12 protein-coding genes are annotated in these 13,177 nt (G+C 71.1%); 8 read left to right on the top strand and 4 right to left on the bottom strand.

What is annotated here, in order from left to right; translation table 11 throughout:
• Positions 1–91: 91 nt before the first annotated feature.
• Positions 92–892 carry an SDR family oxidoreductase gene (locus OG254_RS44005; RefSeq protein ID WP_405593351.1) on the bottom strand — a complete coding sequence of 267 codons (801 nt, stop codon included), beginning with the start codon at positions 890–892 and terminating at the stop codon, positions 92–94.
• Between the two features lie 25 nt (positions 893–917).
• On the bottom strand, positions 918–1,367 hold the full coding sequence (locus OG254_RS44010) for an HD domain-containing protein (RefSeq protein WP_147998601.1): 450 nt from the start codon (positions 1,365–1,367) through the stop codon (positions 918–920).
• A gap of 473 nt (positions 1,368–1,840) precedes the next feature.
• On the opposite strand from OG254_RS44010, the gene OG254_RS44015 reads away from it, so the two are divergent.
• The 4 genes from OG254_RS44015 (at position 1,841) to OG254_RS44030 (ending at position 4,427) form a co-directional block, all read left to right on the top strand.
• Complete coding sequence (locus tag OG254_RS44015) at positions 1,841–2,011, top strand: hypothetical protein (protein ID WP_187284650.1); 171 nt, start codon at positions 1,841–1,843, stop codon at positions 2,009–2,011.
• 54 nt (positions 2,012–2,065) lie between these two features.
• A complete protein-coding gene (locus OG254_RS44020; RefSeq protein ID WP_405593352.1) occupies positions 2,066–2,560 on the top strand; it encodes a GNAT family N-acetyltransferase in 495 nt (164 codons plus the stop codon).
• A gap of 90 nt (positions 2,561–2,650) precedes the next feature.
• Positions 2,651–3,229: a TetR/AcrR family transcriptional regulator gene (locus tag OG254_RS44025; RefSeq protein WP_405593353.1), complete on the top strand. Its 579-nt coding sequence runs from the start codon at positions 2,651–2,653 to the stop codon at positions 3,227–3,229.
• 16 nt (positions 3,230–3,245) lie between these two features.
• Positions 3,246–4,427 (top strand): GDSL-type esterase/lipase family protein, encoded by a 1,182-nt coding sequence (locus OG254_RS44030; RefSeq protein ID WP_405593354.1) that lies wholly within the window; start codon positions 3,246–3,248, stop codon positions 4,425–4,427.
• Between the two features lie 20 nt (positions 4,428–4,447).
• On the opposite strand, the gene OG254_RS44035 is transcribed toward OG254_RS44030, so the two are convergent.
• Complete coding sequence (locus tag OG254_RS44035) at positions 4,448–5,791, bottom strand: amidase (RefSeq protein WP_405593355.1); 1,344 nt, start codon at positions 5,789–5,791, stop codon at positions 4,448–4,450.
• Between the two features lie 250 nt (positions 5,792–6,041).
• Here OG254_RS44035 and OG254_RS44040 point away from each other — a divergent pair, with 250 nt between their 5' ends.
• From OG254_RS44040 to OG254_RS44050, 3 genes are read left to right on the top strand one after another with little or no spacing between them, the layout of a single operon-like run.
• Positions 6,042–7,877 carry a family 20 glycosylhydrolase gene (locus tag OG254_RS44040; RefSeq protein ID WP_405593356.1) on the top strand — a complete coding sequence of 612 codons (1,836 nt, stop codon included), beginning with the start codon at positions 6,042–6,044 and terminating at the stop codon, positions 7,875–7,877.
• Positions 7,878–7,898: 21 nt separating this feature from the next.
• Complete coding sequence (locus OG254_RS44045) at positions 7,899–9,443, top strand: alpha-L-fucosidase (protein ID WP_405593357.1); 1,545 nt, start codon at positions 7,899–7,901, stop codon at positions 9,441–9,443.
• A 44-nt stretch (positions 9,444–9,487) separates the two neighbouring features.
• Complete coding sequence (locus OG254_RS44050) at positions 9,488–10,594, top strand: serine hydrolase domain-containing protein (RefSeq protein WP_405593358.1); 1,107 nt, start codon at positions 9,488–9,490, stop codon at positions 10,592–10,594.
• A 31-nt stretch (positions 10,595–10,625) separates the two neighbouring features.
• Here OG254_RS44050 and OG254_RS44055 read toward each other — a convergent pair whose 3' ends face one another.
• Positions 10,626–11,672: a LacI family DNA-binding transcriptional regulator gene (locus OG254_RS44055; RefSeq protein WP_351187097.1), complete on the bottom strand. Its 1,047-nt coding sequence runs from the start codon at positions 11,670–11,672 to the stop codon at positions 10,626–10,628.
• A gap of 207 nt (positions 11,673–11,879) precedes the next feature.
• Here OG254_RS44055 and OG254_RS44060 point away from each other — a divergent pair, with 207 nt between their 5' ends.
• Positions 11,880–13,172 carry an ABC transporter substrate-binding protein gene (locus OG254_RS44060; RefSeq protein ID WP_405593359.1) on the top strand — a complete coding sequence of 431 codons (1,293 nt, stop codon included), beginning with the start codon at positions 11,880–11,882 and terminating at the stop codon, positions 13,170–13,172.
• The last annotated feature ends 5 nt before the right edge of the window (positions 13,173–13,177 follow it).

Genomic DNA, 13,177 nt, shown 5'->3' on the forward strand with positions numbered 1-13,177 from the left:
TCCTCCGCCTTGCAGCTGCACGCACCAGGCCCCGCTCGGGTCGGCTGAAAGGCGCAGCCTCTTTCAGCCGGCCTGATCCAAACGACAGGCCCTAGGCGGGCCGGTGCGCACGCAGGCGTTCATGAACCGCGAACGCTGTGGCCGGTCCGGCGGAACGCACCCGTGTCCCGCCGTCCACCAACAGATCCGCTCCGGTCACCCACTCCGCCGCGTCCGACGCCAGCCACACCACCGCCCGCGCCACGTCCTCCGGCTCCCCGATCCGGCCGAGCGGCAGCCCGGCGGCGACCTCCTCCTCGCCCGGTTCCCACACGAACCGGGCCATCTCGGTGCGGATCAGTCCGGGCGAGACGGAGTTGACCCGCACCCTCGGGCCCAGTTCGCCGGCGAGCTGGCGGGTCAGATGGAGGAGGGCCGCCTTGCTGGTGCCGTAGGCCCCGATGCGGGGGCCGACATGGGCGGCGCCCTCCGTGCAGACGTTGACCACCGCGCCGCCGTGTTCGCCCATCCAGCCGTGCCAGGCGCACTGCACGAGCCGCAGCGGCGCCTCGACGTTCACCGTGAACGCCTCGCGCCACGCCAGGGGATCGACGTCCATGAGGGGGCCGTAGGGCAGGTTCGTCGCCGCGTTGTTGACGACGATGTCGATCCGGCCGAACTCGCGCAGGGCGGCGTCCACCACCGCCCGCGGATGACCGGCGTCGGCCACGCTGCCGGCCACCCCGACGCCGCCCAGCTCGTCAGCCGTCCGCCGTACCTCGTCCGCGTCTCGCGCGCTCACGCACACCCGCGCCCCGGCCGCCGTCAGCTCCCGGGCGACGGCGTGCCCGATGCCGCGTGTGGCGCCGGTGACGATGGCGGCCCTGCCCTGGAGACGGTACGGCGACGTCATCGCCGTACCGTCTCATGACGGGTCGTCAGTTGGCAGCCCCGAGCGGCGAGTTCCTGGAAGCCACCAGCTCCAGTACCGCGCGCCAGTCCTCCAGCACCCCGGCGTCGAACTCCACGCTGCGGCCCTCCTCGTCGGCCTGGTGCAGGCGCAGCAGGTCGTCGTCGGCGATCTCGCGGGCCCGGCAGTGGTCGCGGACGAGGTGGGAGACCCGTTCGCCGAGCAGGGGCCGCACCGCGTCCGCCGCGCTGTCGGAGTGGCGGGTGACATCGCCCGGGCGCAGCAGCGGGCCGATGGCATGAACGAGCCCCGCGACCTGGAGTTCCTTGTCGGCGGGGCGGGCACGGCGCAAAAGGGCGGCCGTCTGTAGTGCGTGTTGGTGGAGATCGACTCGGGCGCTTCCGAGGGCCGGGGCGTCCCGGGTGCCCCGGCAGGCGTACAGCAGATCCATCAGCTCTTCGACACTGCGCAGCTCCATGCGTCAGTCCTCCCGCCGGACAAGCCGTTGCCGTCCGTCAGCAGATCATGGCCGCCTTGCGAATCGGCCAACGGGACTTGAACTGCGCTGCGTCCATCGGTCCGGTGCCGGGCGGCGAGCAGCCGCTGAGCCGAACGAGTGATTGGTAAACGACACATTACAGAAGGAAACAGTGGATAACGGGCAGATGAAAACCGGTCGACTCCGGATAGTTACACGTTGTTTGCAGCCCCATCGAGCGGGTACCCGCTCATTTGGTTAATCTGTAGCGGACGGACAGCAATACAGGGTCCCAACCCACACCCATGGTCCGTCCCGGGACAAGCCGGTGCACAACGGCCTGCTCTCGCACCAGTTATCCGGCGCCACCGCGTCCGAGCCGACTTCGAGTAAGACCCGAGCGGGCGTCAGGTGCCGGACCGCAGACTGGTCCGGCCCGCCCCGAGGGTGATCCGACACAAAAGGAGTGCGCGGTGACACCTGAGAAGACGAATCGCGAGCAGCGCCCCAAGGAACGCACGGAGCGCGCGGGCCGGTCGAAGGAGATCGGCAGTCTCGATGTGTGGGCCAGGTCCGCCCCCATCCGTCTGGCGGGGTACGAGGACGACCTCGCCGAGCCCCACATCCTGCCCAGCGTCGACTGACGGGGGCAGAACCCTCGCGATCGCCGATCGCATGGGCGTGCGAGACTCACGCCCATGCTGATCAGAGAAGCCGCGGCCGACGACTGGCCGCGGATTTGGCCTTTCTGGCACCGGATCGTCGCCGCCGGCGAGACCTACGCATGGGATCCGGACACCTCTGAGGACGCCGCCCGGGCGCTGTGGATGAACCCGGCCAAACGTGTCTACGTCGTCGAGGACGACGCCGGATCCCTCGTCGCCTCCGCCTTCGTCACCCCCAACTACGGCGGCCCGGCCGCCCGGATCGCCAACGCCGGCTTCATGGTCGACCCCGATCACGGCGGGCGCGGCATCGGCCGCGCCCTCGCCGAGCACCTCCTGACCGCGGCCAAGGCCGACGGCTACCGGGGCATGGTGTTCAACGCCGTCGTCGAGACCAACCCGGCCGTGCGCCTGTGGACCTCCCTCGGCTTCACGATCCTCGGCACGGTGCCGGACGCGTACGACCATCCACGGCACGGCCGGGTGGGGCTGCACATCATGTACAGGGACCTGTGCGGGGACCTCTGAAGGTCTGCCCCTCGTCCCTCAATGTCATCCTCGTTTGCCTAAATGCTTTAGGCAGATGCATACTCGCTTTCGGTAAGCGAGAGGATGGCTATGGCACGCGTAGGGCTGACCACGGAACGTCTGGTCCGGGCCGGGGCGGAGCTCGCCGACGAGATCGGCTTCGAGAAGGTGACCGCGTCGGAGCTCGCCCGGCGCTTCGACGTCAAGGTCGCGAGTCTGTACTCGCACGTGAAGAACTCCCAGGACCTCAAGACGCGTATCGCCCTGTTCGCGCTGGAGGAGCTGGCCGACCGGGCCGCCGACGCCGTGGCCGGACGGGCCGGCAAGGACGCACTGGTCGCCTTCGCCGACGTCTACCGCGACTACGGGCTCCAACACCCCGGCCGCGCCGCCGCCGCGCGGATGACGCTCGACCCCGAGACCGCGGCGGCGAGCGCCGGCGTCCGGCACGCGCAGATGACCCGCGCGATCCTGCGCGGCTACGACCTGGCGGAGCCGGAGGCGACCCACGCCGTACGGCTGCTGGGCAGTGTCTTCCACGGCTACGCGAGCCTGGAGCTGGCGGGCGGCTTCAGCCACAGCGCGCCCGACTCCCAGGAGACCTGGACCCGGATCCTCGACGCCCTCGACGCCCTGCTGCGCAACTGGCCCACCGAGCCCACCCCTTGATCGACAGGCGGAGGACATGGACACCGAGTACGACTGGATCACCACGCCCATCACGGCCGACCTGCTGCGCGGTGCCCTCGACGTCGAGCGCACCGAGCACGGCGTACTGCCGCACCGGCTGCCCGCCCGGGCCCGCGCCCAGAACACGGACGGGCAGCTGGCCATGGCCGAGTCGCAGCCCTCGGGCGTACGGCTGGCCTTCCGGACCCGCGCCACCGCCGTCGAACTGGACACGCTGCCCACCAAGCGCACCTATGTGGGCGCCCCGCCCCGCCCGGACGGCCTGTACGACCTGCTCGTCGACGGCCGCCCCGCCGGACAGGGCACCGTGACCGACGGCAACGTCGTGGTCATCGACATGATGGCCGGGACCGCCGAGCACCGGCCCGGCCGCGTCGGCACCGTCCGCTTCGCCGGGCTCCCCGCAGGCGACAAGGACGTCGAGATCTGGCTGCCGCACAACGAGACCACCGAACTGGTCGCCCTGCGCGCCGACGCCCCCGTCGAGCCCGCGCGGGAACCGGGCCGCAAGGTGTGGCTGCACCACGGCAGTTCGATCAGCCACGGCTCCGACGCCGCGAGCCCCACCGGCACTTGGCCCGCGCTCGCCGCCTCACTCGGGGGTGTGGAGCTGATCAACCTGGGACTGGCCGGCAGTGCCCTGCTCGACCCGTTCACCGCCCGCGCCCTGCGCGACACCCCCGCCGATTTCATCAGCGTCAAGATCGGCATCAACGTGGTCAACATGGACCTGATGCGGCTGCGCGCCTTCGGTCCCGCGGTCCACGGGTTCCTCGACACCATCCGGGACGGACACCCGACGACGCCCCTGCTCGTCGTGTCGCCCATCCTGTGCCCCATCCACGAGGACACGCCGGGCCCCTGCGCGCCGGACTTCAGCGGCATGAGCAACGGCCGGCTGCGGTTCGTCGCCCTCGGCGATCCCGCGGAACGCGCGAGCGGGAAGCTGACGCTGGGAGTCATCCGGGACGAGCTGACCCGCATCGCGCGGCAGCGGGCGGCGGACGACCCGAACCTGCACCACCTCGACGGCCGCGAGCTCTACGGCGAGACCGACTTTGCGGAGCTGCCGCTGCCCGACGACCTCCACCCCGACGCCGCCACCCACCGCCGCATCGGTGAACGCTTCGCACGGCTCGCGTTCAGCGCGGACGGGCCGTTCGCGGCGACGACGTAGAAGTCAGGCGCGCACAGGCCCTACTCCAGCGGCGCCGTCCGCCGCCACGGGCCCAGCTCCTCGATGCGCTCCGCCAGCGCCAGCAGCTCCGCCTCCGAGCCGGGGCGCCCGACCAGTTGTACGGCGGTCGGGGCGCCGGACGGCAGCGTGCCGAACGGGATCGCCATCGCGGGCCAGCCGGTGAGGTTCCACGGCGGGGTGAACGGCGAGTAGTTGGTGTTGGCCATGACGTTGCGCAGCCAGCCCCGCTCGTGCCAGGGCTCGGACCGGGGGGAGCGGCGGGCGAGCGCCGGGGTGAGCAGCACGTCGTACTCGGCGAAGAACGGTTCCAGGCGCCGGCGCAGCTCCTCCCGGCTCTCACCGACGCGCACCCGGTTCACGAACCGCTTGCCGACGGTGGCGTGGACCCGGGTCCGGCGGGTCAGCCGCTGCGGGTCCAGGTCCTTGGCGTCCACGGCAGTGCCCGCGGTCCAGTGGGTCAGCGAGGTGACGCCCAGCGACATCGGATACGGCGGGTCGGCGCGTCGCACCTGGTGACCGGCCTTGATCAGCAGCCCCGCGGCCTCGCGGGCGGCGGTCGCGTACGGCTTGCTGAGGGCGACCCCGGCTATCGGGCTGCGCAGGGACACGGCGATCCTGTACGTACTCGGCGTGTCCGGGCGTATCACCTCGGTGTCGGCGAGGACCGACAGCATCAGGCGCGCGTCCTCGACCGTGGTGGCCAGCGGGCCGTTCTCCGACATGCCGAACCAGTCGCCGTCGCTGACGCCGGCCGGGACCACACCGGTGCCGGGCTTGATGGTGACCAGGCCGCAGTTGGCCGCCGGTATGCGCAGGGAGCCCATGCCGTCGTTGCCGAGGGCGATCGGCACCATGCCCGCGGCGACGGCGGCCGCGCTGCCGCCGGACGAGCCGCCCGCCGTGCGCGAGGGGTCCCACGGGTTGCGGGCGGTGCCGTGCACGCCCTCCGTGGTGCCGAAGACACACAGCTCGGGGACGTTCGTCAGCCCCACGACCACCGCACCGGCGGCACGCAGCCGGGCCACCGTCACATGGTCGTCGTCGGCCGGCGTGTCCGGTGTCGCCGCGGAACCGATCCGCTTGGACTCGCCGCGCACCGCGAGGTTGTCCTTGACGGCCACCGGCACACCCGCCAGCGGCAGTTCGGCGAGGTCGCCGCGCGAGGCCACCTCGTCGGCCTCGGCGAGCGCCGCCTCGGCCCGCACCACCCGGAACGCGCCGACGCCGCCGTCGAGCCGCGCGATCCGCGCCAGGTGCTCGGCCACCACCTCCCGGGGCGTGGCCCGCTTCTCGCGGACGGCGGCGGCGATCTCGGCGGCGGTCCGACCGACCCAGCTGGTCACGGGCGCTCCTCAAGGCTTACTCGCGAGTATGTAGGACGCACTCTGCCGCTCGGCGAGCCTGCCGTCGAGAGGGTGCCGGGCTTGGATATTCGCGTGGGTGTTGTTGGACTTTTCGCGGCGCCCCTCTTCTTTGCCGCCTCGTTGACCTGCGCCTCATCCGATCAATGAGTCAACTCGGCTGCTTTCGGCTTCCATTGACAGCCCTTGGGGCCGGCTCAATCATCAGACATCCGATGAATGGGGATGTCCTATGAGGAGACGCTGGAGATCGGCCGGAGTCCTCGCGGCGCTGACGCTCCTGCTCACGGCGCCACTGCCGGCGCTCGCCCAGGAGGAGCCGGCGGCGCCGGTCACGGTGCCCGCCCTGACCGACTGGACACCGGCATCCGGGGTTTACGGCTACGGGCGCTCCACTCGTCTGGTGGCCGACGGCGCGAGCGAACGGCGCGTCGCGGGCACCCTCGCCGACGACCTGCGCGACGCGGGCCACGGCACCGTGCCCGTGGTGCGCGGCGCCGCCCGGACCGGCGACATCGTCATCGACGTCCGGCCCGCCCGGACCTCCCTGGGCGCGGAGGGCTACGAGCTCACCGCCGGCAAGCGGCTGTCGGTGACCGCGGCGACGGAGACCGGCGCCTTCTACGGCACCCGCACCCTCCTCCAGCTGCTCGCCCAGGGCGACCGGATCCCCGCAGGACGCACGCTCGACGTACCGCGCTACAAGGAACGCGGCGTCGGCGTCTGCGCCTGCTACATCCACGTCTCCCTGCCCTGGCTGGAGAACCTGGTCCGCGAGATGGCGTACCACAAGCTCAACCAGCTGCTCCTCGAACTGAAGGTGAAGAGCGACGCCCACCCCGAGGCCAACACCTGGGGCTACTACACCAAGGACGAGATCCGCGGCCTGGTCGCCCTCGGCAAGCGGTACCACGTCGAGATCATCCCCGAGATCAACTCCCCGGGCCACATGGACCCGTGGATCGAGAACCGCCCCGATCTCCAGCTGACCGACTCCGACGGCAACAAGCAGCCCTCGCGCCTCGACATCACGAGGCCGCAGGCCCTCGCCTACTACACGAGCCTCGTCGACGAGTACGCCCAGGTCTTCACCTCGACGTCCTGGCACATGGGAGCCGACGAGTACATGCTCGGCTCCGACTTCGCCAAGTACCCGCAGATCCTGAAGTACGCCCAGGACAGGTACGGTCCCGGCGCCACACCCCAGGACGCGTTCATCGACTTCGTCAACCGTGTCCACGCCCACGCGGCGGACAAAGGCAGGAAGCTGCGCATCTGGAACGACGGGCTGACCGGCGCCAACACGGTCCCGGTGGCGGCCGGGACGACGGTCGAACACTGGCTGAACGTGGCGACGAAGCCGAGCCAACTCCGCTCCCAGGGCTATCCGTTGATGAACGCGGCCTATGCCCTCTACCTCGTCCGCGGCGGCTTCCACAGCGACACCCAGGGGCTGTACGAGCAGAGCTGGGACCCGCGCAGCTTCGAGGGCGAGAAGCTGGCCACCGCCGAGGGCATCACCGGCGCCAAGATCAGCCTCTGGCCCGACAACGGCCGGGGCGAGACCGAGAACGAGGTCGCCGTCGCCCTGTGGCCCGCGCTGCGGCACCTCGCCCAGGCCACCTGGGGCGATCCGCACCCCGACGCCACCTACACAGGGTTCACCGCGCGCGGCGCGGCCGTCGGGCACGCACCGGGCCGGCGGGACCTGACCCGGGTGCGGGTGGCCGACGGCTCGTACACCTTCCGTACGCAGGGCCGGTCCTTCGACGCCGAGGTGGCCCGCACCGCCGACGGCTATGCACCCGTGCGCACGGCCGACGGCTGCCTGGAGATCCGCGGCGGAAAGCTCACGCTCAACGTGCCGCTCCAGCCCGGGGTGGCGGCGAGCCCACAGTCGTGCGACACCGGGAACACCCTCCAGCGCTGGCAGTTGGAGCCCGCCGACGGCGGCTACCGGCTCGTCAACGCCATCACCCGGATGACGGTGAGCCTGACGGACGACGGCCGGCTCGTGCAGTACCCGCCGGACCAGCGCACCCCCGCCCTGTGGCAGCTGACCCGATGACCTGACCCGAGGAGCCTTCCCATGGCCGTTTCCCGACGCGTCTTCGTCGCGACAGCCGCAGCCCTCGCCGCGACCGGCGCCACCGGACCCGCCCTCGCGGCAGCCACCGCCCGCACGGAGGACCCGCGCTACCGCATCCCCGTCAGCCCCGACGACACCGAGGCCGACCTGGTCCGCAAGGCCTCCCAAGTCCGCCCCACCGCACGGCAGATCGCCTGGCAGCGCCTGGAACGGACCGCCTTCCTGCACTTCGGCGTGAACACCTTCACCGGCCTCGAATGGGGCACCGGCGACGAGGACCCGGACGTGTTCCAGCCGGCCGGCCTCGACACCGACCAGTGGGCCCGCGCCCTGCGCGACGGCGGCTTCAAGCTCGCCATCCTCACCGTCAAGCACCACGACGGCTTCGTGCTCCACCAGACCCGCTACACCAACCACTCGGTGGCATCCAGCAGTTGGAGCGACGGCCGGGGCGACGTCCTGCGCTCCTTCGCCGACTCCATGCGCCGCCACGGCATCAAGGTCGGCGTCTACATCTCACCCGCCGACGAGAACCAGTATCTCCACGGCGTCTACGCGAACGGCAGCGCTCGCACCGACCGCACCATCCCCACCCTCGTCGAGGGCGACGACCGCACACCGCCACGGTCGTACACCCTGCCGGGCACCGACTACGGCGCCCACATGCTCAACCAGCTCTACGAGGTCCTCACCGAGTACGGGCCGATCGACGAGGTGTGGTTCGACGGGGCCCAGGGCCGTATCCCGCCGGACAAGGTGGAGAAGTACGACTGGGACAGCTGGTACACCCTCGTCCGCTCGCTCGCGCCCGACGCCGTGATCGCCGTGTCCGGCCCCGATGTGCGCTGGGTCGGCAACGAGGGCGGGCTGGCCCGGGAGGACGAGTGGAGCGTCGTACCGGTCCAGGAGAAGGACCACGGCCGGACCGACTACGCCCTCGCCTACGACGCTCCCGACATGGGCAGCCGTGACGCCCTCGTCAAGGCCAGGCCCGTCGCCGACCATCTCCAGTGGTGGCCGGCGGAGTGCGATGTGTCGATCCGGGACGGCTGGTTCTATCACGCCGACCAACAGCCCAAGAGCGTCGAGCAGTTGACGGACATCTACTTCCGGTCCGTGGGCCGCAACTCGGTGCTGCTGCTCAACATCCCGCCCGACACGGACGGCCTGCTGCCCGCCGCCGACGTGGCACGGCTGCGGGAGTTCCGCGAGCGCGTGGACCGCGAGCTCCCGCGGGACCTGGCCCGCGACGCCCGTACGACCGCCGCACCGGGCTGTGTCACCGTCGACCTCGGCCGGGAACGGGAGGTGGACCGGATCCGGCTGGCGGAGGACATCCGGCATGGGCAGCAGGTCGAGAGCTTCGTCGTCGAGGCGCGGCGCGACGGCGCCTGGACGGAGGTGACCAGGGCCGGAGCGATCGGCGCGAGCCGGATCATGCTGCTGGCGGCGCCGGTGCGGGCGCGGCGGTGGCGGGTCCGCGTCACCGGCTCGCGCGCGGCGGCACGGCTCGTGGAGTTCGGGCTGTACCGCTCGCAGGTCTGAAATTCGGTTGACCGGGGCCGGGCCGTGCGGGCTGGATGGAGCACATGGCCGACATTCAGGGCTCGTACGACAACCTGTTCATCGCCGTGCCGAACGCGCTGGCCGCCATGCTGGACGCGGGGGACGCGGGCGGCTCCGTCGCGGTCTTCGTGGACGGCGAACCGGTCGTGGACGTCTGGGGCGGCTTCGCGGACGCCGACCGCACCGTCCCGTGGGAGCGCGACACGATCGTCAACGTCTGGTCCGTGACCAAGACGATGACGGCCCTGTGCGCCCTCGTCCTGGCCGACCGCGGCGCACTCGACCCGGACGCCCCGGTCTCCCGCTACTGGCCGGAGTTCGCGGCGGCGGGCAAGGAGAAGGTGCTGGTACAGCACCTGCTGTCGCACACCGCCGGCCTGCCCGACTGGGACGGGCAGGCCGAGGACCTCTACGACTGGCCGTCCGCCACGGCACGGCTCGCCGCGCGCGAGCCCCGGTGGGAGCCGGGCACCGCGGCCGGATACCACTCGCTCACCCAGGGATTCCTGGTCGGCGAGGTGGTGCGCCGGGTCAGCGGCCGCAGCGTGGGCGAGTTCCTCGCCGAGGAGGTGACCGGGCCGCTGGGCGCGGACTTCCACATCGGGCTGGCCGCCGAGCACGACCACCGGGTCGCGCCCTCGATTCCGCCGACCGGGCAGGGCGAGGACTACGCGGCCAGTGCGCCGGGCAACCCGGAGGGCTCCGAGGCGGGCAACGGCGTGCGCGTGCGGGACGGGAACAGCCCGGCCTGGCGCCGCGCCCAGATCCCCGCGGCCAGCGGCTTCGGCAACGCCCGCTCGGTGGCCCTCGTGCAGTCCCTCATGGCCTGCGGGGGAGAGGTCGGCGGGGTGCGGCTGCTGTCCCGGGCGGGCTGCGACCGGGCGTGGGAGGAGCAGTTCAACGGCGACGACCGTGTCCTCGGCATGCCGATGCGGTGGGGCCTGGGCTACGGCCTCTTCGGCACCACGTACGGCTGGGGCGGCTGGGGCGGATCCCTGGTGATGATCGAGCCCGACAGCCGGATGGTCGTGGCCTACGTGACGCAGCAGATGCGCGAGCCCGCCGAGGACACCCGGGGGATGGAGATCGTGACGGCCGCCTACGAGGGGCTTCAGGGGCTGCGCGTCTAGGGCCGTACGACGTGGGTGGCGCGCGAGCCCGTCACGCGCCCCGCGCCACCCCCGTACTCCCGCGCTCGATCAGCCGCGGCACCGGCACCCGTACCGCCCGCGCCGACCCCCCGTCCAGCAGCGCGGTCAGTTCGCGTGCCGCCGTGCGGCCGAACTCCACGCTGTCCCGGGACAGCGCCGACAGCCATGGCTTGACCATGCGGCACAGTGCAGAGTCCTCCCAGGACACCACCGAGACGTCCGCCGGTACGGAGAAACCGAGTTCGGCCGCCGTGGCGGCACCGGCGACGGCCATCACGTCGTTGTCGTAGATCAGCGCGGTCGGCCCGGCCGCACCCTCCAGCACCCGGCGGGTCACCGCCGCGCCCTCGGCGTCGGAGTAGTCGGTGGTCACCGACTTCACCTCGGTCAGACCCCGCCGCCCCGCCTCGGCGCGCAGCGTACGGATACGGCGCTCGGTGTGGGCGAGCCCCGGCAGGCCGGCGATGTGCACGATCCGCCGGTGGCCGAGGGCGTACAGGCCGTCCACGACCGAGGCCATCGCGCCCGCGTCGTCGGCCCAGACGGTCGACAGGCCGGGGTGCCGGTCGTCCGGCGCGCCGCCGATCACCACGGCGGGTAGGCCCAGTTCGTCCAGGAGGTCGGGGCGGGGATCGTCGGTGCGCGGGTCGACGACCAGGACGCCGTCCACCCGGTGCTCGGCCCACCAGCGCCGGTACACCGCGCACTCGTCGGCGACGTCCTCCACCACCTGGAACAGCAGGCCGAGATGGCGTTCGGCCAGCACCTCCTGGATGCCGGAGACGAGTTGGAGGAAGAAGGAGTCCACGCCGAGGGTGTCCGCGGGGCGGGCCAGCACGAACCCGACGGTCGCCGCGCCCTCCCCGGACAGTGCGCGCGCCGCCGTACTCGGCCGCCAGCCCAGGTCCTCGGCGACCCGCCGCACCCGGTCACGGGTGTCCTCGGACACGCCGGGCCGGCCGTTCAGTGCGAAGGACACCGCGCTCTGGGAGACCCCGGCGTGCCGCGCTATGTCCTTCATCGTCGGCCGACGGGCCGGTGACCGCTTGCCTGACATGGTGATTCCCCATTCCGCCGACACATTCCGCAGCAGTATGCACTAATGCGGTTCAGGTCCGGGAACCTAATGCGGTTCAGTTCGGTGATCCTAATGCGCATTAGTCACTAAAGAAATTAGCTGCGCGAGAGCCATTGACGGGCCCGTGGAGCGGCATGCAGGGTCTGCCTCGTCGACCAACCCGTCCGCAAAGGAGGCCGGTTCACGGTGCCCATATCCCGTAGAGCCCTCGCTGCCGCATTCGCCGTCTGCATCGCCCTGCCGCTCAGCGCCTGCGGTTCGTCAGGAGGCGACAGCGCCGCCGCCGACGCCTCCGGCAAGGTCGAGGGCGACATCACCTTCCAGACCTGGAACCTGCGCGCCAATTTCAAGGACTACTTCGAGGGCCTGATCGCCGACTTCGAGAAGAAGTACCCCGGCACCGACGTCAAGTGGATCGACCAGCCCGCCGAGGGCTACGCCGACAAGATCAGCGCCGACGCGGCCGGCGGCACCCTCCCGGACGTCGTCAACGTCTCGCCCGACCTGGTCGCCCCGCTCGCCAAGGCGGGCCTCGCCCTCGACCTCGACAAGGCCGCGTCGCAGTACAAGAAGGAGTATCTGGAGGGGGCGTGGGCCAGCCATCGGATACCGGGCACGCAGGGCACGTACGCCTTCCCCTGGTACCTCAACACCGGCCCGCTCTTCTACAACAAGACCCTCTTCAAGGAGGCCGGCCTCGACGCGGAGCAGCCGCCGAAGACGTACGACGAGGTCTTCGACGCCGCCCTGAAGATGGCGAAGGAGACGGACGGCAAGGTCGCCACCCTCGCCAACGTCCCCACCGTCGAGGACTTCGGCCGCTACGGCGTCGAGCTCATGAACAAGGAGGGCACCGCCTTCAGCTTCAACGACGCCAAGGGAGTCGAGCTCCTCACCAAGTACAAGGAGCTGTACGACGCCAAGGCCCTCGACCCGCAGGCACTGACCGCCACCCCCGAGTCGTCCGGCAAGAAGTTCCTCACCGGCGCCGTCTCCATGAACCCGGGCAGCGCGCTGGACCTCGGCAACTTCAAGAAGCAGGCGCCGAACCTGTACAAGAACATCGGCATCACCGACCAGATCACCAGCACCGGCCACGTCAACATGTACGTGATGGGCGTGATGGTCAACGCGCAGACCAAGCGCACACCGGCCGCGGTCGCCTTCGCGCACTACGTCACCGACGCCGCGCACCAGATGTCGTTCGCCAAGCAGGTCGCAATCTTCCCCAGCACCGCCGGCTCGCTCGACGACCCGTACTTCACCAAGGAGGACGGCACCGACGAGACGCGCGTACGGGTCGCCGCCGCCAAGTCGCTGAAGAACGCGGTCAACTACACGCCCGTGCTGTTCAGCGAGCAGATGAAGACCGCGCTGCGCAACGAGGTGGCCAAGGCGTTGCAGGGCAAGGAGAGCCCCAAGGAAGCTCTCGACAACGCTGTCAAGGCCTGCGACACGCTGCTCCAGCAGCAGGGGTAGTACGC

It is taken from the genome of Streptomyces sp. NBC_01092 (genome assembly GCF_045039535.1).
Classification (GTDB): domain Bacteria; phylum Actinomycetota; class Actinomycetes; order Streptomycetales; family Streptomycetaceae; genus Streptomyces.